Origin of the sequence: Deinococcus marmoris DSM 12784 (assembly GCF_000701405.1) — a bacterium.
Lineage (GTDB): Bacteria > Deinococcota > Deinococci > Deinococcales > Deinococcaceae > Deinococcus > Deinococcus marmoris.
Genome location: NZ_JNIV01000046.1, coordinates 16286 through 36151, shown reverse-complemented (window position 1 = coordinate 36151; position 19866 = coordinate 16286). Strand labels below are relative to the sequence as shown.

General features: G+C 66.6%; 22 protein-coding genes, 1 tRNA gene and 1 pseudogene. 12 read left to right on the top strand and 12 right to left on the bottom strand.

The annotated features are described in order from the left end of the window. Positions 1-227: pseudogene (locus Q319_RS0112420) on the bottom strand (IS4 family transposase); the annotation flags it as partial. Between the two features lie 119 nt (positions 228-346). Between Q319_RS0112420 and Q319_RS0112415 the strand changes: the two are divergent. The 6 genes from Q319_RS0112415 (at position 347) to Q319_RS0112390 (ending at position 5914) form a co-directional block, all read left to right on the top strand. After that, positions 347-1708 carry an NHL repeat-containing protein gene (locus Q319_RS0112415; RefSeq protein WP_156039320.1) on the top strand — a complete coding sequence of 454 codons (1362 nt, stop codon included), beginning with the start codon at positions 347-349 and terminating at the stop codon, positions 1706-1708. Positions 1709-1951: 243 nt separating this feature from the next. Then, positions 1952-3013 carry an alanine racemase gene (gene alr / locus Q319_RS0112410; protein WP_415813277.1) on the top strand — a complete coding sequence of 354 codons (1062 nt, stop codon included), beginning with the start codon at positions 1952-1954 and terminating at the stop codon, positions 3011-3013. Positions 3014-3015: 2 nt separating this feature from the next. Further along, complete coding sequence (gene prmC / locus Q319_RS0112405; RefSeq protein ID WP_029482817.1) at positions 3016-3843, top strand: peptide chain release factor N(5)-glutamine methyltransferase; 828 nt, start codon at positions 3016-3018, stop codon at positions 3841-3843. 32 nt (positions 3844-3875) lie between these two features. Continuing rightward, on the top strand, positions 3876-4727 hold the full coding sequence (locus Q319_RS0112400) for a VC0807 family protein (protein ID WP_029482816.1): 852 nt from the start codon (positions 3876-3878) through the stop codon (positions 4725-4727). 287 nt (positions 4728-5014) lie between these two features. Continuing rightward, on the top strand, positions 5015-5422 hold the full coding sequence (locus Q319_RS0112395; protein WP_029482815.1) for an Ig-like domain-containing protein: 408 nt from the start codon (positions 5015-5017) through the stop codon (positions 5420-5422). Positions 5423-5476: 54 nt separating this feature from the next. Beyond that, on the top strand, positions 5477-5914 hold the full coding sequence (locus Q319_RS0112390) for a DUF7452 domain-containing protein (RefSeq protein WP_029482814.1): 438 nt from the start codon (positions 5477-5479) through the stop codon (positions 5912-5914). A gap of 91 nt (positions 5915-6005) precedes the next feature. On the opposite strand, the gene coaD is transcribed toward Q319_RS0112390, so the two are convergent. Genes coaD through Q319_RS0112375 form a run of 3 tightly spaced genes read right to left on the bottom strand, consistent with a single transcriptional unit; the run spans position 6006 to position 7379 of the window. Continuing rightward, positions 6006-6521 (bottom strand): pantetheine-phosphate adenylyltransferase, encoded by a 516-nt coding sequence (gene coaD / locus Q319_RS0112385; RefSeq protein ID WP_029482813.1) that lies wholly within the window; start codon positions 6519-6521, stop codon positions 6006-6008. Further along, the gene (locus Q319_RS0112380) at positions 6518-7066 is read right to left on the bottom strand and encodes an RsmD family RNA methyltransferase (protein ID WP_029482812.1); all 549 of its coding nucleotides are present in this window, start codon (positions 7064-7066) and stop codon (positions 6518-6520) included. The genes coaD and Q319_RS0112380 overlap by 4 nt, the downstream gene beginning before the upstream one ends. Before the next feature lie 22 nt (positions 7067-7088). Next, entirely contained in the window at positions 7089-7379 is a 291-nt protein-coding gene (locus Q319_RS0112375; protein WP_029482811.1) for a hypothetical protein, read from the bottom strand. Positions 7380-7423: 44 nt separating this feature from the next. Between Q319_RS0112375 and Q319_RS0112370 the strand changes: the two genes are divergently transcribed. After that, a complete protein-coding gene (locus tag Q319_RS0112370; protein WP_051655349.1) occupies positions 7424-7717 on the top strand; it encodes a DUF3248 domain-containing protein in 294 nt (97 codons plus the stop codon). A 49-nt stretch (positions 7718-7766) separates the two neighbouring features. After that, a complete protein-coding gene (locus Q319_RS0112365) occupies positions 7767-8270 on the top strand; it encodes a DUF3809 domain-containing protein (RefSeq protein WP_029482809.1) in 504 nt (167 codons plus the stop codon). Positions 8271-8357: 87 nt separating this feature from the next. Here Q319_RS0112365 and rsfS read toward each other — a convergent pair whose 3' ends face one another. The 5 genes from rsfS to cdaA form a co-directional block, all read right to left on the bottom strand. Next, a complete protein-coding gene (rsfS, locus tag Q319_RS0112360; protein WP_051655348.1) occupies positions 8358-8750 on the bottom strand; it encodes a ribosome silencing factor in 393 nt (130 codons plus the stop codon). Next, positions 8747-10102 (bottom strand): LCP family protein, encoded by a 1356-nt coding sequence (locus Q319_RS0112355; protein ID WP_245619183.1) that lies wholly within the window; start codon positions 10100-10102, stop codon positions 8747-8749. The genes rsfS and Q319_RS0112355 overlap by 4 nt, the downstream gene beginning before the upstream one ends. After that, positions 10099-10743: a bis(5'-nucleosyl)-tetraphosphatase (symmetrical) YqeK gene (gene yqeK, locus Q319_RS0112350; protein WP_051655347.1), complete on the bottom strand. Its 645-nt coding sequence runs from the start codon at positions 10741-10743 to the stop codon at positions 10099-10101. The genes Q319_RS0112355 and yqeK overlap by 4 nt, the downstream gene beginning before the upstream one ends. A 198-nt stretch (positions 10744-10941) precedes the next feature. Continuing rightward, positions 10942-11934 (bottom strand): CdaR family protein, encoded by a 993-nt coding sequence (locus Q319_RS0112345; protein WP_245619181.1) that lies wholly within the window; start codon positions 11932-11934, stop codon positions 10942-10944. Continuing rightward, positions 11931-12809, bottom strand: a complete 879-nt coding sequence (gene cdaA, locus Q319_RS0112340; RefSeq protein WP_051655346.1) for a diadenylate cyclase CdaA — start codon at positions 12807-12809, stop codon at positions 11931-11933. Before cdaA ends, Q319_RS0112345 begins: the two co-directional genes overlap by 4 nt. Positions 12810-12934: 125 nt before the next feature. Here cdaA and Q319_RS0112335 point away from each other — a divergent pair, with 125 nt between their 5' ends. After that, on the top strand, positions 12935-13615 hold the full coding sequence (locus Q319_RS0112335; RefSeq protein WP_029482803.1) for a metal-dependent hydrolase: 681 nt from the start codon (positions 12935-12937) through the stop codon (positions 13613-13615). A gap of 15 nt (positions 13616-13630) precedes the next feature. On the opposite strand, the gene Q319_RS0112330 is transcribed toward Q319_RS0112335, so the two are convergent. From Q319_RS0112330 to Q319_RS0112320, 3 genes are all read right to left on the bottom strand, one after another. After that, complete coding sequence (locus Q319_RS0112330) at positions 13631-14365, bottom strand: segregation/condensation protein A (protein WP_029482802.1); 735 nt, start codon at positions 14363-14365, stop codon at positions 13631-13633. An 11-nt stretch (positions 14366-14376) separates the two neighbouring features. Then, positions 14377-15375: a tryptophan--tRNA ligase gene (gene trpS, locus Q319_RS0112325; RefSeq protein WP_029482801.1), complete on the bottom strand. Its 999-nt coding sequence runs from the start codon at positions 15373-15375 to the stop codon at positions 14377-14379. A 135-nt stretch (positions 15376-15510) separates the two neighbouring features. After that, positions 15511-17502, bottom strand: a complete 1992-nt coding sequence (locus tag Q319_RS0112320) for a peptidylprolyl isomerase (protein ID WP_081846020.1) — start codon at positions 17500-17502, stop codon at positions 15511-15513. A 49-nt stretch (positions 17503-17551) separates the two neighbouring features. Here Q319_RS0112320 and Q319_RS0112315 point away from each other — a divergent pair. The 3 genes from Q319_RS0112315 to Q319_RS0112305 all read left to right on the top strand — a co-directional run bounded on the left by Q319_RS0112315 (position 17552) and on the right by Q319_RS0112305 (position 19854). Then, positions 17552-17628: transfer RNA gene (locus Q319_RS0112315), tRNA-Arg, on the top strand. A gap of 171 nt (positions 17629-17799) precedes the next feature. After that, a complete protein-coding gene (locus Q319_RS0112310; protein WP_342667890.1) occupies positions 17800-18948 on the top strand; it encodes an SIS domain-containing protein in 1149 nt (382 codons plus the stop codon). Between the two features lie 144 nt (positions 18949-19092). Then, on the top strand, positions 19093-19854 hold the full coding sequence (locus Q319_RS0112305) for a metallophosphoesterase family protein (protein WP_029482798.1): 762 nt from the start codon (positions 19093-19095) through the stop codon (positions 19852-19854). Positions 19855-19866: the final 12 nt, after the last annotated feature.

The window sequence follows — 19866 nt, the reverse complement described above, 5'->3', positions numbered from 1 at the left end:
TGCGGATCCTGTATACACCGTCCCAGACGCTTTTTCTTGGCTTCTGGGGAGCCAGTCCCAGGCATGGCCTGGGACCACTGCTGCTGATTGGTGGAGCGCTGCTCAATCAGCGCACATATCGCATCCTGGGCACGTTGCAGGGTATCGCGGCGCAAGAAGGGGAAGCGCTCTTTCAGGAGCTGGACGAACTTGATAGCGTCGATCTGGGCGGCTTCTTCTTGTTTCACAGCTTCAGGAAGCCGCCTACTGCCGTTTCAGACTACGATCAAATGCCCAAACGGCAAAAATGCCGTTCAGAACACTGTCAACATCAAGTTGTCCAGTACTGAACACCTGGAGATTCGTAATGGTTTCAAAAATCGGTCTTCTCGGTCTTACCGTTCTGTTGCTGTCAGCTTGCACAACTGTACCCACGCCCCCTGTCACACCGCCGCCCGGTACATCGCCACCTGTCACAACGCCACCCACACCGCCGCCCAGCACAACACCGCCTGTAGAGCTGCCTGCGGCGGGCAAGCCGGGCCTGCTGGATTCCAGTTTCGGTGATCAGGGCCGGGTGGTATCAGGCGGCGTGGACGTGGTGGCGGAGGACGGCGGCATAGTGGCTGTGCTGGACGCGAACTTCAGGGTTACGCGGCTCTCAAAACTGGGGGCAGTGCTGAGCCAGAGTGCCGCGCTGCCTGTTGGACGTGCCATCGCTCTGGCCCGGCAGGCCGATGGCAAGCTGATCGTGGCGGGCCAGATCGAGGGCGAAATGGCTGCCGTGCGCTACCTGTCCGACCTGACACTGGACAGCAGCTTCGGCACAGGCGGCTTGGTCAAGCTGAAACTGAGCAAACTGGATGCCGCTTCTCAAAGCATTGGATCGCAGGCCAACGATGTGCTGGTTCAGGCCGACGGTAAAATTGTGCTGGGCGGCTCCGCGGTCCAAGAGGACACTGACCTCGCACTGGTCCGCTTGCAGGACAACGGCACGCCTGACCCCACCTTCGGCAAGGACGGCGCGGTGATCACGGATCTCAAAAACCTGATCTACGGAAGTCAGCCACCACGCGTGTCCAGCGATGAGATTTTTGGCATCGCGCTTCAGCCCGACGGCAAAATCGTGGCGGTGGGACAGAACTCGACAGGTCCGAGTTACGTCGCCAAGCTGCTGCGCTATCTGCCAGATGGCAAACTGGACCCCTCTTTCTCAGAGGACGGCATCGTATCGGCAGGCAGCACCGGATACTCTTTTTTCCGTGCGGTGGCTGTTCAGCCTGACGGCCAGATCGTCGCGGGTGGAACCGACGCCCGGTTCTCGACCCTGGCGTTCCTGCAAAAGTTTGCTGCGGACGGCGCGGCGGGACCAAGCGTGACTTTCAAGCTCAATAAGGCCGAAAATTCGGTGAATTACGAGTCGCTCGTTGATTCCCTGGCGCTTCAGTCCAACGGCGACGTGATCGTGGGCGGACATGCCTACGCGTTGCTGGACCCGGCGCTGTTCGCCGCGCCGCAGACCTTTCTGGCCCGTTTTTCGGCGGCTCTGGTTCAGGATACCGGATTCGCGGGAACGGCTGATGGCAACGTCCTGATCGGCGCAGGCTCGCAGGCCTCGGTGGTCAACAGCCCGGACAGCAGGCTGGTCGCCGCCACGTCACAGACCCTCTACGACACGGAGGGAAAGGCCAGTGTGGAGAACCGGGGAACAGTGCGCTTTTACCGCTAGTTGCACTGGTTGGGCAGCTCATCTTTGATGATCAGACCGTCCGGGCAAGCTGCCCGTGCGGCCTTTTCTGTCTCGCATGGTTGCCCACATCCGCAAGCCGGGGAATGTGCAGCTCCGGGAATTTGGAACCGGAGCCGGAAGCCTGGGCGTCACCAGCGGGCACTGGGCCATGAACCCACGCCGCCGTGCTGGTATCTTCCTGCTTCCACCTGTCCCACCTGCTGCCGTAGCATGATGCATGAAATGCTCTCTCCCCGCGCCCACGCCCGCACGTCCGCCGCCGCCTTAGAAAGCAACCTCCGCGCGCTGTCCCGCCGCGCCGGGGTGCCGCTGCTGTTGCCCGTTAAAGCTGACGCCTACGGTCACGGGCTTGAAATCGTGGCAGGCATCGCCGCCCGGCATCCCGACGTGTGGGGGCTGGCGGTGGCGACGCCGCAGGAGGCCGGAACGTTGGCGGCCCTCAATCCTGGCAAGCCGATTTTGCTGCTCACGCCGCCCCGCCCCGCCGAGGTGCCCATCCTGGCCGATCTGGGAGTGAGATTGCCCGTCGCCTCGCTGGCCGAGGCCGAGGCGCTGCCCCCCCACGCCCGCGCGCATCTGAAAATAGATACCGGCATGAACCGTCTGGGTGCGCGCCCCGAAGACGCCGTGCGAATCGGGCAGCGGCTGGCCGAGCGCGGCGTGCTGGAGGGCGCGTACACCCATTTTGCCACCTCCGACGAGCCGGACCTGGAGTTTGCCTGGGAGCAGTTCCGGCGCTTTCAGGGCGTGCTGGCAGAGCTTCCGCCACTGCTGGCGCACGCCTCCAACGGCGGCGGCATCCTCAGTCTGGGCCAGTTGCCAGGGATGGGGCTGGCGCGGCCCGGTCTGGCGTCTTACGGCTTTGCGCCGCCGCACCTGAAAGATGTGTTGCCCCTGATCCCGGTCATGACCCTGGACGCCGAGATCACGCACCTGCACGCGGCCCGCGCGGGCGAGAGCGTCAGCTACGGCGGGCTGTGGCACGCCCCGCGCGACACGCTGCTGGCGACGGTGGGTTTCGGCTACGCCGACGGCATGCCGCGCAACGCCACCGGGAAGGCCGTGGTGGGCGTGGCCGGGGAGCGCCGCCCGGTGGTGGGCCGCATCTGCATGGATCAGTGCATGGTGGACGTGACCGATTTGCAGGTGGAGGTGGGCGACGCCGTGCGCTTCTGGGGGCCGGACGGCATCACCGTGGGCGACGTGGCTGGATGGGGCAGCACCAACGAATACGAGGTACTGACGGGTCTGGGCGCGCGTGTGGAGCGGCTGGCCGAGGCGTGAGCCTGACCCTGCGTGACCATCTCGCCGCCGCCATTCAAGCTCTGCGTGCGGCGGGCGTGCCCTCGCCGGAAGTGGATGCGCGGGCGCTGGTGCTGCACGCGCTGGGCCTCTCGCCCACAGCCTTTCTGCTGCGTGGATCAGCGGAGGTGGCTGGGGCTGACGCTGAACGTTTGGCTGAATTGCTAGGACAACGGGCCGCGCGGGTGCCGCTTCAACACCTGCTAGGAACGGTGGACTGGGGCGGCGTGCAACTGCGTGTGGACGGGCGGGCGCTGATTCCCAGGCCAGAAACGGAGTGGCTGCTGCATCTGGCGCTGGCCGATCTGAGGGGGATGGGTGCGCCGCGCGTGGTGGACGTCGGGACGGGGGGCGGTGCGCTGGCGCTGGGGGTCAAGGCGACGAGGCCAGATGCGGAGGTGCTGGGGATGGACCTCAGTTCCGAGGCTCTGGCGTTGGCAGGGGAGAACGCGGCGCTGAACGGGCTGGACGTGGTGTTCGTCGAGAGCGATCTTCTAACCGATATTTCCGGCCCCTTCGACCTGATCCTCGCCAACCTGCCCTATCTGCCGGAGGGAGACCGGGCCGATGCCCACCCGGAGGTGCGCTATGACCCCGATCTGGCGCTGTATTCCGGCCCGGATGGACTGACGCTGGCCCGCCGCCTGATTCCGCAGGCCCGCGTATCTCTGGCTCCGGCGGGCGTGCTGTGGCTGGAACTGGACCCGCGCAACGCCTCCGCCTTCGCCGCCGAGTTGCGCGCTCAGGGCTGGGCCGCCACGCTGCACGCGGACCTGACGGGCCGGGAACGCTTCGTGCGGGCGCAACGATGACCCTCGCCCTGAAGTGAGACAATGCGCGCCGTATGAGCGACCCGGCCTCCCCACCCAATTCCGCTGCCATTCCCCCCAAAAAAGCCCGCACCGGCGTTCCAAAGACCGTCTGGGACTTGGTTTTTACTTTCATGATTCCCATCCTGATCCTCAGCCCCAACATCCTGGGCAGCGGCATCAGCGTGGCCGACTTTCTGGGCGGCGAAAAAGCGGGCGCTGTTCCGGGACTGGGTTCGGCCAATGCCAGGGCCTACCTGCTGGCCGCCCTGATCCCGGTGGTGTACGTTCTGTGGGACATTCTCAAGAACAAGAACCTGAGTCCGGTGGCCCTGATCGGCGGGGCGGGGGCGATCTTCGGCGGGGCGCTGGCCTTCTGGTACGTGGACGGCTTCTGGTACGCCATCAAGGACAGCGCGCGGTCCTACCTGACGGGCATCCTGTTTCTGATCAGCGCGGCCACTTCCGTGCCGCTGTTCCGCGTGTTTCTGGACGCCGCCAGCATTGGCGAGAAGCCCGAGGACCGCGCGGCCACGCAGCAGGCCATGCGCGATCCGGGCGTTCACCGGGGACTGGTGCTGGGAACGGTGGTGTTCGCGGTGGTGGACCTGATCGGCGGCGTGGTGAACAGCATCGTCAACTATGACCGCGTGGTGGCTAAATTTGGCAGCGAGGAATTCAACGGTCAGGTGGCCGCCGTGAACGCCATCATGCGGATACCGGGGCTGGTGATCAGTCTGGTGGGTGTGTTCGCCGCGATCTGGTTCGTGCAGCGCGCCGTCAGGGTCCGTTTCGGGCCAGAGGCCAGCCTGCTGGAACCCGCCAAACTGGCCGCCGCCATGCGAGAACGCGGCGAGGTCCGGGCCGAACAGCGTGACCCGGCCTGATCTCAGCTTCTGAGCAAAGCCGATGCGCCAGCCGAAATCAGGGCTGGCGCGTTGTTTTATCTGGCTTCCAGATTCAGTGAATACGGAGTTGACCGGGCCGATCACGCGGCGGGCTGCCCTGGTCACGCCCTGATCACGGCGGCAGGTTCAAGGTAAGCCCAGGTGAAAGGGAGAGGGTTTCGTTCTCCCAGTTCAGGTCACCGGGAGGTCAAATGAAGGCACCGATGAACCGAGGTCAGACAGATTTCCGAACGGCGCTTCCTGCGTCGGGGGCACGCTCAGGAGCTATGCGCTGGGCCATCGCCGGAGCGTTGCTGCTCCTGAGTGCCTGCGGTGGCGGGGGCGGGACGCCCGGCGATACCGAGGCCCCCACCGTCGCGCTGAGCGCCGCACCGGGCACGGTGGCCGAGGGCGGCAGCGTGACCCTGACTGCCACCGCCACCGACAACGTGGGCGTGAGCAAGGTGATCTTTAAGGACGGCGCGGTGGTGGTGGGCGAGGACACTGCCCTGCCCTACACCTTAAGCGTGACGCTGGCGGCAGGCAGCAGCGGCGTCCACACCTACACCGCCCAGGCCTTCGACGCCGCCGGAAACACGGGTGTTTCTGCGGGTCAGGCCGTGACTGTGACCCCTGCCGCCGCGCAGGCGGGCGTGTGGGACACCAGCACCTGGGACAACGCGCAGTTTCAGTAGCCTTCAGGATCGGCCCGGTACCAGAACCCTCATTCCTGTCCAGGAGGACACCCCATGAAAAACCAGACCCTGATCCTGACCGCGCTGGCTGCCCTGACCCTCTCCGTGACCGCCGCCGCCGCCCCGTTTACCACACCGCACACCTTTGCGCCGGGCACCGCGATCAAGGCCGCCGACATGAACGACAACTTCGGAGCGGCCCAGACCGAGTTGCGCCGTCTGGACGAGAAAATGGTGGCAGTGGTTCACGAAAGCACGGCGGCCAACATCAGCAGCAACTGGACCTGCATCGACAATGCGGCGTCCAATGGCAACCCCAACGCGCTGGTGTTCGTGACCCACAACTACAATCCCGGTGGGGCAGGCGGGAATTATTCTCTGCCCACCGCCGGGGTCTGGTACACCAGTGGGAAGTGGTGCATCTACTACGAGGACACCAGCAAGACCATGCCCGCTGGAATCACGTTCAACGTGCTGATCGTCAGGCCCTGAATCGGCTGACAGAACATGACGGGGTTGGCAGAGCAGGGAGCTGGGAACGTGGTGTCCTAGCTCCCTGCCCTTGTGTGGATTGGGCAAACGGTTAGCCGCGCTGCTGGCCTGCCTCCCGCTCCTCGTACACGTCCGTGTATTTCAGCCGCAGGGCGTCGGCGCTGGCGCGGGGGACCATCTCGCGGATGTCGCCGCCGTAGCTGGCGATCTCGCGCACCATGCTGCTGGACACGAAACTCCAGCGGGTGGCGGCCATGATGAACACGGTTTCCACTTCCCCGATCTGGCGGTTCAGGTGCGCGATCTGCAACTCGTACTCGTAGTCGCTGACCGCCCGCAACCCGCGCAGGATGATGCCCTTCTGTTCCTGCGCCATGTAATCCACCAGCAGCCCGCCGAAGGAATCCACCCCGACGTTCTCCAGATGCCCGGTGGCCGTTCGCAGGATGTCCAGCCGTTCTTCCAGCGTGAACAGGTACCGGCCCTGCTTGCGGGCGTTGTGCATCACCGTCACGGTCACGGAGTCGAAGATGCGGCTGGCGCGGGTCAATACGTCCATGTGCCCGCTGGTGATCGGGTCAAACGATCCGGGAAAAACGGCTTTCATGCGTCCTCCACTGTATCTGCCACCGCCTCCCTGCGGTAGAGGGTCAGGCTGTTGCTGCCGTACTCGCGGACCTCGCGCACGTAACCGGGATGCTCCGGTAGCCTCAGGCGGTCCGGGTGCTGGCAGATCAGACACCCGCCCGCTGCCACCACGTGGCTGCCCAGCAGTTGCGCGGTCAGGGCAGGAATATCAGCCTCATACGGTGGATCGCTGAAGACCAGATCGAAACTGCCCAGCCGGGACAGCAGCTTCTGCGATTCGCCGCGAATGATCCGCACCCGCAATTCCAGAGCGCGGGCGTTCGTTTCCAGCGCCTTAACGGCGCGGGTGTCCTGTTCGATCAGCGTGACCGTGTAGCCCCGGCTGGCGGCTTCCAGCCCGATTGCGCCGCTGCCGCCGTGCAGGTCTATGAATGTCCCCGTGGGCGCGCGGGCCGCCAGCAGATCGAACAGGCTCTTGCGGATGCGTGCCCCGCTGGGACGGGCGCTGTCCGGTACTTTCAGGCTGCGGCCCCGCGCACTGCCCCCCAGAATCCGCACGCTCAAAGCAGGCTCCCCGCTGGGCGTCTCATGGTGTCAGGGCCTCATACGCTTCAAAACCCTCCAGCGCCCCGGCCTCCAGCAGCCAGTCTTCCTCCCCCTTCCGGGCCTGCCCGGACTGCACCAGCCGGTTCAACTCGGCGTCCACACGCTGGGACACGCGGCGCAGGGGCATCCCGTCTGCGCCCTCCACGCCGCGCCACGTCAGGAAGCTGCGGTGAAAGGCGGGCAGGGCGTCCAGGCCGACGCGGGTTTCCAGTTCGCGCCAGGACAGTGCAGGTTCAGGGGCAGGGTCAGCGGCAGGGGATTCAGCAGTCATCTCGCCTGTTCTACCCTGCCCGCCCTGCCGGGTACAATGGCCCCATGAGCGATCTGCTGCCGTCCCATCCCAGCGACGCAGGCCCTAGCGACGCGGACCTCAGCGACGCGCTGGAGGACCTGCCTGCTGGCGTGCTGCCGCAGGAACTGGAGGCCCTGGGCGGCCAACTGGTCTGGCGTATCGGCAAGGACGACGTCAGCGACGACGTGATCGTGCGGCTGGGCTACGCCTCGGCCACGCCGCGTTTTGCCCATCTGCCCAGACTCCGCAGCGCGGGCGACGCCGATCTGCTGCTGGCCGTGAGCGAGGGGCGCGTGGTGATCGAGTGGGTAGATTGATCCTGTCCGTCCCCCCGGTGACCCATCTGGTGGCGCATCTGGTAACGCTGTGATCATCGAGGCTGGGCGGCACTTCACCCTGCACGCCCCTGGTTCGCCGGAAGAAACGCTGGCCTTCGTGCGCGATCCGGCCCGCGCCCTGTCACGCCTGCACTTTCTGCGTGGATTGAATGTCGAGGGTCATGAGGTGCGCGGCGAGCTGCTGGTGCCCCTGCCCGTGCTGGGCGAGGCCGATCTGCCCTTTCTGTGCCTGCTGGCCCACACCCCCGACGGCGCGACCTTGACGCCCCAGCCCATCGAGGGCGAACGCGCCTGGGTAGAAGTCACCGGACAGGCCCAGGTGATGGAAGGGGCGCAGACTGCCCAGAGCGGCGAAACGCGGGTAGAGGTGGCCTTCAATTTTCTGTTCCGCGCCCACCTCGCCACACCGGATGCCCAGGGCTGGGGCGGCGCGGCCTTCGAGAAGATGGTTCGCGCCGCCGCTGGCCGCACATTGGAGCGGGTCACGCGCGAGCTGCCCGAAGGTTTGCGCGAGGCGCTGGAAGCGGGCTGAAGAGGAGACCGGACAGGCTGCCATTCCCGTCCCGTACATCAAAAAAAGAGGCAGACCAATCGGCCCACCCCTCCTCTAAAACGGACTTTACTCCTCGGGGAATTCCATCGTGCGCGCGTCGCTCCACAAGCCTTCCAGATCGTAATACTCGCGGGCTTCCTTGGTCATGATATGCACCACGATGCTGCCGAAGGACAGCAGTAGCCAGCGCTCGCTGGGGCCTTCGACGCTGGGGCGCGGCAGTCCGGCCTCCATCGCCTTGATACGGACATTTTCCTGCACGGCGTTGAGTTGCAGGCCAGCGGTGGCGGTGCAGACCACGAAGTATTCCAGCGTGCTGCTCACGTCCGAGAGGTCCAGCACGCGCACGTCCTCGGCGCGGCGCTCGCGGGCGGCGTCCACGATGGCGCGGAGCTGGGTCTGGTCCAGTTGGCGGGCAGAGGGTGTGGCGGGGGTATTCGGCTTGGTGTTCAGGGTCATGGGGTCTCCGTGGGGGGTGGGGCGCTGGGCGTCGTTGGAACACTGGGCGTTACTGGAACACTGGGCGTCATCAGGGCACTGGGCAGCACACGTGGCGGTGCCTTCAGTTGGGCGTAAGGAAAAAGCGCCGCGAGCTGTTCGCGGGCGTCCACACCCAGCAGGATACCAACCTCGCCCGCCTCAACCGGGAAACGCTCACCCTGAAGACGCGGCAGACCCAGCAGATCGGCCAGCGCGCCCGCGTCGGCCACGTCCTGATCGGTAAACACCTGACTGGCCTCGCGGCTCTCGGGGGCCACGCGGACCTCGACTTGCGCGTAGCCCAGGGCTGTCAGGGCGCGTTCCACGGCCTCCCCCAACCCCGCGCCGCTGGCGTCCACCACGCTGACCTTCACGTCCGGCGTGGGCGAGGCGGGCGTGGGCTGATCGCCCCACAGCTTCTCCAGCCCCTCGCGGTTGACCGCCAGATTGAAGCTGCCGGGAATGGTGTCGGTGGGCAGCGTGGCGAAACTGAGTTTGAGATTGGATAAGTACGGTCTGAGCGCCGTGAGCAGTTCGGGATCGGCGTTGGTCTCTACCCCATTGCCGATGCCGCCCAGCAGGGTGGGCAGCGCCGCCAGCCCGCGTGGACTGCGGAGTCTGGCCGCCAGTTGCGCCAGCGCCTGTTTCTGGTGATCGATGCGCCCGTAATCGTCCCCAAAGCCCTTGCGGACGCGCAGGTACAGCACGGCCTCCTTGCCGCCTAAGTGGCGCGGTCCGGCGTCCAACTTCAGGTTCACCCCGGCGGCGTTGTCCACCCACTCGATGCCGCCTTCCGGCACGGTCACGTCCAGGCCGCCCAGCGCGTCGATCACCCGCTCGACGTAATCGGTGCGGACCACCACGTAGGAGTCCACCCGCTCGCCCACCACGGTTTCCACCGCGCGGGTCAGTGCTTCCGGGCCGCCCGAACCGTAGCGGCTGTTGACCTTCTGGACGCTGGGACGCTCCCCCGGATCAAAGGGGCCGACATTGGTGTCGCGCGGGATGTTCAGCACCCGCACGCGCGAACCGTCCACCTTGACCACCATCAAGGTGTCGGTGTTGGGCGGCTCCAGTGCGCCCACGGGGTTGTCCTGGTCCTTGCAGGGTTGGTGGTAGTAGCAGTACACGATGTCGCGTCCGGCCAGCAGCACCGTGAACTGCGGCGCGGTTCCCGCGGTCAGTGCCAGCCGGGACGCGCCGCCTGCCCCCTGAAGCAGCGCCAGCCCGCCCAGGGTCAGCGCCGCCAGACTGAGGCCGAACGTCTGGAAGGCACGCAGCCGCGCCAGGGGGCGTTTCGGTCGGGGCGGAATCTGCGAGGGAGCCGTCACTGGAAAGCGGAGGTGGATGCGGGCTGAACCGGGGGACTGTCGACCAGGGCGCTGGCCGTCAGATGGGCGCAGCACGGCAGCGCGTGGTACGAGCGCAGCGTGCGCGGATGCACCGTGATGCCCTTGCCCTGAAGGTAGGTCACCTTGGAGATGATGGCCCTTTCCAGCGCCGCGTTCAGGTCCTGCAAGGCCAGTTCACGAATGTCGGCGTTCACGCCCCGTCCGGGTTCGGACACGTCGGCGATGTACACGCACTGCGCCACCCGGTTGCCGCCGCGTGGGCCAGTGGTGTGGTCCTCGACGGCCTCCAGCACCACCAGGTCTGCGTAGCCCCAGCGTTCCAGCAGGGTGCGCCCGGCCCGGCCATGCAGCGCCAGCGGGTGCAGCCCGTCAATCTCGCATTCCGGCGGTGCGAGGCGCAGCAGTTCGGCGTCCGGCAGATCACGGGCAATGTCGTGCAGGATGCCTGCCGCGTAGGCCCGCCCTGTATCCAGCCCATTGGCCGCCGCAATTTGCGCGGCCAGTTCGGCCACCCGCACGACATGTTCGTAGCGCCGTGGCCGGACCATCAGGCGCACGCGCTCTTCCCACCCGGTCCAGGCGGCAGAATGGGCGTGCAGTTTCAGAACGTGGGCAATCACAGAGACAATCGCCGGGCCTGCTGGCCACTCCTCCACTTCATCTGCACATTATACGCTGCCCGGCTGACGGAGAGTTGAACCAGATGACAGTCGGAGTAAGTTTTAGACTCATACTTAACTCATAAACTGTTATCGTAGCTGGAGGTCCATGATGGCCCATCACCCCCTGAAGACCGCCCGCATGTGGTCAGGAAGTGTTCAGGGCACGCTGACTGGGGCAGTCTCTTCCACACTCAGGCTCACGGTGACATTTTCCAGGGCCTGCGCGCCCGCTGGCAGGTCCAGCCGCACCGGGGCGCTGTAGCTGCCGGGGCGGTAGACCACCGTGCCGCTGATCTCGCGCAGGCGGGCCAGCAGATCAGGGGCGGCCACCACCCGCACGGTGCTGGGCTGAATACTGCGGGCCGTGACTCTCAACGTGTCGGGCGGGGGATTCAGGGTCACGGGCAGGGTCTTGATCGGCAGCTCTCCGGTGTCCAGACGGCGCACCGTGACCGTGGCCGGGTTGATCTGGAGGCCCTCGACGGGTTGTCCCGCCTCGTCCAGCGCGATCAGCGGCACCTCCCGCTCGGAGGCGGCCCCCAGACTTTCCGGGCTGGTCACCAGTTTCGACACCTGCACGATCACCCGTCCGGGTCCGGTCACGCGGGCCTCTGCGGGCGTGACCGTGTAACGCGGCAGACTGGCCTCCGGCGGCGTGACCACGCTCAGGACGAGGGGCAGCGTGCGGGTCAGTTGCGTGTCCACGAAGCCCTGCACGGTGTCCGGCGATTTGCGGCTGACCGTGGTGCCGTTCGGCGCGGCCACCGTCACAGGCCGCGTGAAGCTGCCTTCCGGCGCGCCGGTCACGTCCACGATGGCCTCGATGTTCCCGGCGCGCAGTTCGCGCAACCGCTCGGGCCGCCCGGAGAGGGTCACGCGCACCGTGCCCGGATTCAGGTCGCTGGTGGCGCGGGTGCCCTCGCCGCGTCCCCCGGTGGTGTCGCGCACCGTGACGGGCACGTCGTAGCCCTGTTCCACGTTGGCCCGGCGGTCCGCCGTCGCCACGAACCACAGCGTTACCGCCACCGCCACCGCCAGCAGCTTTGGCCCCAGATTGTGGACGCTGCGCCCCCAGGCATAACGCGGCTCCAGCCAGCGCCGCCATGCGGGCGGTTCCTGCAAGGGTGAGCTGGAATCGCCGCCGCTCACGTCCCTTCCTTGTGGATCTCGGGGCGCGCTTCAGGACGGGACCTGCTTTCTGGTCTGGGTTCTTCCTCTTCCGGCTCCTGCGTCGTTTCCGGTGGGGTGACCTTGCCCGGCGCGGCAGGGCGGCCCGCAGGATAGTCGTAGACCAGTTCGCGCAGTTGCTCGCGCAGTTCGGTGCCGTTCAGGTCCGGTCCCAGGCGTCCGGCCAGCGCGATCCTCATGCTGCCGCGTTCCTCGCTGACCACCAGCACCACCGCGTCGGTCAGTTCCGACAGGCCAATGGCGGCGCGGTGGCGGGTGCCGTAGCGGCGGTAGGTGCCGTCGGCGGGTTGCAGCGGAAACAGGCAGCCCGCCGCCACCACGCGTGCCCCTTGCAGGATGATGCCGCCGTCGTGCAGCGGGGCGTTGCGGGCAAACAGCGCTTCCAGAAACGGCACGCTGACCAGGGCGTCGATGCCCACCCCTGTCTCGGCGTACTCGCCCAGCGGCGTGCGGCGCTCGATGGCGATCAGCGCGCCGGTCTTGCGCTCGGCCAGACGCTCCATCGCGCGGGCCAGGTCCTGCAAGGCGGCTCCGCTGGCGCTAGCGTCACGCCCACGCGGGCGGCCCACCCGTTCCAGCGCGGCCCGCAATTCCGGCTGAAACAATACCAGCAGCGCGAAGATGCCCACCGTTCCAGCGCGGCCCAGCAGATACGTGAGGGTGGTCAGCCCCAGCAGTTGCGCCGCCACCCACACCCCGGCGAACACCAGAATCCCGCGCACCACGTTTACCGCCCGCGTTCCGGCCACCAGCAGGTACGCCTGATAGATCAGGAAAGCGACCACGACGATATCCAGCACATCCTGGACACCAATCTGGCCGAACGGGGTAGTCATAAGAGGAACGGCGGACTCCTTGAGAAAAGCTGCGGGCGGGAAGGCGGGTCAACGTGCGGGTTGCGCGCTTACTATACGGTCTGCCCGCATTTCACTTTCCTGAAGCTCTTTCTGGAGGACCACCCATGAACATTCGTTTTCTCGGCCACAGCACCTTTTTGCTCCAGAGCGGCGATCACCGCCTGCTGATCGATCCGTTTATTACCGGCAATCCCAAATCCCCGGTCACGCTGGAAGAGGCCCTGACCTGGAAACTGAGCGCGGTGCTGATCAGCCACGCGCACGGCGATCACTGGGGAGACGCGATGGCCTTCGGCAAGGTGGGCACGCCCATCATCGCCACCGCCGAGATCGGGGGCTACGCGCAGAAGCACGGCGCGGTGAATGCTGTCGGGATGAATATCGGCGGCACCTACGCGGCAGAGTGGGGCAGGCTGACGCTGACCCCCGCGTGGCACAGCAGCTCGTTCCCCGACGGCACCTACGGCGGGATGCCCACCGGACTGGTGATCGAGATGGGCGGTAAACGGGTCTACTTTGCCGGGGACACCTGCCTGTTTTCCGACATGCGTCTGATCGGGGACCGGGGCCTGGACGCCGCGATCCTGCCCGTGGGCGATCACTACACGATGGGGCCGGAGGAAGCTGCCCGCGCGCTGGAGCTGCTGCGCCCGAAAGTCGCCATTCCTATGCACTTCGGCACCATGCCGATCCTGACCGGCGATCCCCAGGTCTTCAAGCGGGGCGGCGAGGCGCAGGGCGTGGATGTGCGGATTCTGGAGCCAGGGGAAACGACAGAAATCTGAGAAAAATTGTCGCCGTCAGCTCTCCACCAGATGCGACTGCACGGCGATATCCCCGTAAGCCTCGGCCTGCTCCACGCTGAATTCGCCCTCCTTGACGCCTTCGAGGAGGGCGGCGAAGTAGGTCGCCTGCTCATTCCAGTTCTGCGCGGGCAGGCCCCGGAAGGTGAAGTGGCGCAACCGGGTTCCGAAGGCGCGCAGGGCGTGCAGGGCGTCTGCCAGGGTCAGGCGGTCCCGCGAGAGCAGCGGCGTATCCACCTGCCGCACGGCGTTCTGCGCGGCGCGGACCAGTTTTGCCAGACTGCCCGCCGGGTTGCGCGGGCGTTCGCGGCGCGGCAGGTCCAACGTGACGGGCCGGGCCGCGATCAGGCCCTCGCGTTCGCGGCGGCGGGCCATTAAAAAGCCCACCAGTTCGTCCAGTTCGGCCAGCGCCTCGACGCCTTCCAGCAAAACGTCGAGCAGTTCGTCGGGGGCGTCCTCGTGCCACGCTTCCGGCTCGGGCTGGGGCAGCAGCAATCGGGCTTTCAGGGCAATGACGGTGGCCAGGGTGGGCAGCAGATCGGGGTGCGCCTCGGCAAAGCTGCCTCCGGTCAACCGCTGCACCCAGGCCAGCACCCCGCGCGTTAGCGTCAGCAGGCCCACCTCCTGCGGCAGCACGCGCCCGGCCCGCAAGGCAGAGGCAAGTTCGGCCAGCGTGCCAGCAAAGACAGGCAATTCCACGACGAAGCCGTCAGAGAGCGCGGTGACAGTCAAGGTTCCAGCCTTCACAGCTTCAGAAAGCCCACCTTCTCGCGCACTTCTGCCATCACGGGCGCGGCGATGGCGCGGGCTTCCTTCGCGCCCTGTGCCAGCGCGTCGCGGATGTCGTCCGGGCGCTGCGCCAGTTCCGCCGCCCGCTCCTGAATGGGGGAGAGGGCCGCCGTCACGCCTTCCATCAGCTTCTTCTTGCAGTCCACGCAGCCGATCCCGGCGCGGCGGCATTCCACATTCACCATCTCGATCGTGGGCAGGTCTGAAAACAGCTTGTGGTAATCGAAGATCAGGCACACGTCGGGGTTGCCGGGGTCCGTGCGGCGCACGCGGGCCGGATCGGTGGGGGCGGCCCGCAGCTTCTGCCAGATGCTGTCCAGCGGCTCCAGCAGACCCAGGGTGCTGTTCTCGCCCTTGCTCTTGCTCATCTTGCCGTGGCCGTCCACGCCGGGAATCCGCAGGGCGTCCTTGTTGTAGACGGCTCTGGGTTCGGGGAACGTGTCGCCAAAGGTGTGGTTGAAGCGCCGGGCGATCTCGCGCGTCAGCTCGATGTGCTGGGTCTGATCCTCACCCACGGGGACGGTGTCGGCCTTGTACAGCAGGATGTCGGCGGCCATGAGGACCGGGTACATCAGCAGTCCGGCTGGAACGCTTTCTAACTGCCCGGCCTTGTCCTTGTACTGGGTCATGCGTTCCAGCTCGCCCACCGGGGTCAGGTTGGTGAAGATCCAGCTCAGTTCCTGATGCTCGGGGACGTGAGACTGTGCGAAAAAGACCACCTTGCTGGGGTCCAGGCCCACCGCGAAGTTCGCCAGCGCCATCTCGTAGGTGCGCTGGGCCAGCAGTCTGGGATCAAAGGCCGCCGGATTGGTCAGCGCGTGCAGGTCCACCACGCAGTAGATGCTGCTTTTGCCGTACTGCTCACCCAGCGTGACGTAGTTCCGCATGGCCCCGAAGTAGTTGCCGATATGGGGTTGACCCGTGGGCTGAATTCCTGAAAAGACACGCGACATAACAGAGGGCATTCTAGCGGGCCGGGGGTGGCTGCTCTGCGCGACTGGCAGAGTGGTGGCGCAACGTTCTGGAGCGGCAGCAAAAGAAAACAGGCAACCCATTCGCGGGCTGCCTGTTTTGTAAAGAGAGGGGGTTCAGGGACTGGCGGGAGTCGCGGGCGTTGTCTCGCTGGCTGGAGGCGTGGCGCTGTCCGTGGGCGCAGTATCCGTGGGCGCAGCCTCGGCAGGAGCGGCGGAGTCCGGCGTACCGGGCGCGGCGCTGTCTGGAGTTCCTGGGGTTGTCGGGGTGGCGGGCGTGCCAGGAGTCGCGGGCGCACCCGGCGCAGGCGTCGTCGGTGCGGGTTCGGCGGCGGCCACGCGCTTGGCCTGGGCGGCCAGCACTTTTTCCAGATTGTCGGTGGGCTTCAGGGCCTCGACTTCCTTGGTCACGAACGCCTGTCCGGCCTCGCCCTTCTTGGCGGCCAGCACCTGCGGCTCGATCTGGGCGCGCACCGCGCTCAGGGGCTGGGTCACGGCCTGTTTCAGATCGGTGGCATACAGCACCGAGAAGCGCTCGCCCACCTTGACCACGTCGCTCAGGCTGCCCTCGCCCGCGTCCTTGAGGGCCGTGGCCCCGAAGACGGCAGCTTCCAGTTCGGGGCTGAGTTTGCTGTCGCCCGCAGTCACGGAGCCGCGTTCGCTGACGGTGGCCCCGGCCTTTCCAGCAGCCCCTGTGAAGTCCTCGCCCTTCCAGTCGGCGCGGAAGGCCAGTGCCTGATTGCGGTCACGGAAGCTGGCCTCGCTGACGCTGGCGCTGGCGGGGGTCTGGAACTGCGCCTTGTTCTCGTCGTAATACGCCTGCAAATCGGCGTCGCTGACCTTCACGTCACGCGCGCCGTAGGCGGCCAGCCCCTGCGCGATGTCCTGGCGGGTGCCGGTCAGGGCCAGCTTCAGCTTCTCGGCGATGGCGGGCGCGGCGTAGGTCTGGATCAATCCCTGCGTCACCTGCGGCTTGAGGATGCCGTTGACCAGTCCGGCGGCCTGCTCGGGCGGCACCTGCTGAAGCAGAGACGAGAACTGCTGATTGCTGACCACGCCTTCCACCACGTCCGAGTACGGGATATCCCGGCCCGCGACGGTGGCGACGACTGGGTTCTCGGTCTTCCAGTTGGGATCGCTGTACTCGACCTTGGCGTCTTTCTGGAGGCCGTCCAGCCAGCTTTCCAGTGCGGCGTTCTCCTTCTGGGTCTTCAGGGCCGCCATGATGTCGGTCTTGGCTTCTTCAAAAGGCTTGGGGGCAGGGGGCAGGAACTTCTCCACCTGCACGATGTAGAACTTGCCGCCGCTGGCCACCACGTCGGTCAGGCCGCCGTCCGTCAGGGCAAAGGCTGCCGCGCCCACCTCGGCGGGCAGGGCGACCTGGGCCACCGGGCGGGGCACGCCGCTTTCGATGGGGCCGAGTGCGCCGCCCCGGTCCTTGAATTCGGTGCTGTTGGCCGTGGCCAGGGCCGCGAAATCCGCCCCGCCTTTGGCCTGGGTCAGCAGCGCCTCTGCCTTGGCCTTGTCGGCCACCACGATCTGACGGCCCTGAATACGGGCGTCGCTCTGGAAGGCTTCGGGATTCAGGTCGTAGTACAGCTTCGCCTCGGCGTCGGTGGGGGCGGGGGCGGCCTTTTTCAACTCCTCCACCTTGCGCTGCACGGCAAGCTGCTCGCCCACCGATTCACGGTATCCGGCGTCGGTCAGGCCCGCACCTTGCAGGGCGTCGGTCCACGCCTTGTTGTCCTGAAAGTTGTTGGCTTCCCGGACCTTGGTGACCTCGGCGTTCACATCGCCCCGGCTGACCTTGATGTCCTGGGCGGCTGCCGCGACCAGCGCCTGCTGCACCTGGGTGGCCACCACCACGGTCTTGAAATCGTCGCCCAGCACGCCGGTATCGGTGCTGCTCAGCACCGGGTTGGCGCGGCGGGCCTGGTCCAGTTCCTCGGCGGTGATGGTCTGCCCGTTGATGGTCAGGGCGGGCGTGCCGTTGGCCGCGCTGCGGTCGAACAGCCCAGCGATGTTGGGGGTGAACTGGTAGGCCATCCCGACCACCAGAAGCAGGGCCAGCACGATCAGCATGGCGTTGGTGACTTTCTTTCGGTTCACTTGATCTCCTTAAATATTGGTGCTAGCGTACCTGAGCCTTATTGGCCACGCACTCGTAGCTCAGGTGGATAGAGCGTTGGCCTCCGAAGCCAAAGGCCACTGGTTCAAGTCCAGTCGAGTGCACCACTTCCAGAAAGTTGCCACCCTGCGGGGTGGTTTTTTCGTGGCACGGGTTTGTTTAGCGCAGGTGGGTTTAGCCCAGGCAGGTACAGCGCGGATTTGTTCGGCGCAGAGGTCCAGCAAAGACAGGTCCAGCAAACACACGCGCAAGAGTCTAGCATGCAAGGTTAAACGGGCGTGAAGCCGCAAAGTGCGTCGTGGGGCCTGTTTCTGGCTGCCTTCATTCATCTGGAGGTACAGGTGGTGGCCCTGCCCTGTACGCTGGAAGGCATGAGCGATCCTACCTCCGGTTCCAACCCATCGTCCAGCGGCTTGCTGGGTCTGCTGCCCCGTCTGCCCGGCAGTTACGACGGCCCCCAGACGCCCGAAGCGGCCCCCTACGCCCTGGTCGGCGTGGGCGAGGGCACGCTGGCCGCGCATCTGCTTCAGGCGCTGGCCCTGCCCAGCCTGACCCGCACCGGCACCCAGTTCGTGCTGAGCAGCCCCGACGCGGGTGTCGCCGCCACGGATTACGCCGATCTGGCTGAAGTGGCTGGGGCCACTGCCCGCCGCATCAGCACCGGGGGCCGCCCCGACGAGATCGATGTGCTGGTGCCGGGCGGACCGCTGTCCACCTACCATTTCGCGCAGGCGGTGGCCTACGCCAGCGGTCACGCCGGGGAAGCCCAGGCCGCCGACGCCGCGCTGGCCGATCTGGCCGCCCGCTGCTCCCCGGAGATTCTGGAAAACAACCCCGCCCGCGATCTGGCCTGGAGCCTGTGGGGCCGCACGCCGCTGCTGCTGGCCGCCGCTGACGCCGACGCCCTGCCGCACGCATGGCAGCAACTGCTGGCACGCACCGGCAAGACGCTGGCCGTGCCGCTGCTGGGAGACGTGCTGCCCCTGACCAGTGGGGCCTTCGACGCCCGCCACGAGCAGGGCGACGCCAAGGTGGCCCTGATCCTCGGCGACACCGATCCGGCGCTGCTGCTGGCCCGCGAGATTCTGGACTCGCGCATCGACGAGATCATCCACGTTCCGGCCCCGAACGGCGCGCAGGGCTACCCCGCCGCGCTGGCGCTGTGGTACTTCGGCGCGTGGGTGGCCGCTTACCTGGCCGAGCGTTACGGGGCCGAACCGGCAGATCCTGTCGTGCTGGCCCGCGCCCAGGCGGGTCTGAGCGGCGAGGGCGGCAGCGAGGCCACGGGCGACCTGCGCCTGAGTGCCCCGCGCGACGACCTGCGCCGCACCCGCGTGGAAGAGGACCTGCCCGGCTGGGACGGTAACGGGGATGACGACGACGATGTGGACGGTTTCGCTGACCCGGATAACCGCGAGGAGGACTGAGCAGCGCGTGTTCTTCTGCGGATAGGCATTGTGGTGAGGCGGCACCAAGTTCGCGCCTCTCTCACCCCGCCTCCTGAAAGCGTTTCCTGAAGCGAGTTCAGCCATTTTCCTGAAAGCGGGCGTGTCGCACGTCAGGGCGCTATCATGTGGGGCGTGCGGCTGCTGTTGATCTCTGACATTCACGCCAACAACACCGCACTCGGGGCGGTGCTGAAGGACGCGTCCCCCCGCCGTTACGATCAGGTGATCCACCTGGGTGACGCGCTGGGCTACGGTCCCAATCCGCGTGAGGTGCTGGACGTGCTGCGCGATCTGGACGCCGTGTGCATCATGGGCAACCACGATCAGATGCTGCTGGAATACGTGGACGGCAAGCGGGCCACTCGCGACAGCGTGGTCTCGCTGGCCCTGCGCTGGCAGATCGAGCGCCTGTCCGAGCGCGATATCGGCTGGGTCCGCACCTGGCGCGACGGCATCGACGACCCGGATGTGGGCGCGCGTTACCGCCATGGCACCCCGGTCAGTCTGGACGACTACACCGATTCGGTGGCGGCGGCCCGCGAGGTCTTCGGGCAGTGGCAGGGCCGCCTGGGCTTTGTGGGCCACACCCACGTTCCCGCCGTGTATGCCACCCTGAACGCCCCCACGGGCGAGTGGATCAAGGGCCAGTTGTTCCACGACGGCGGCAGTTACATGGTTCCGCCCACCACCCGCGTGATCCTCAACCCCGGCAGCGTGGGCCAGCCGCGCGACGGCAATCCCAGGGCCAGTTACGCCATTTACGACACAGCCCGCTCCCACTTCGAGGTCTTCCGCGTGGCCTACGACATCCCCCGCGCCCAGGAAGCGTCGCTGGAGGCCGGGCTGCCGCAGGTGCTGGCGGCGCGGCTGGCGGTGGGCAAATGAGGGCTGTGGGGT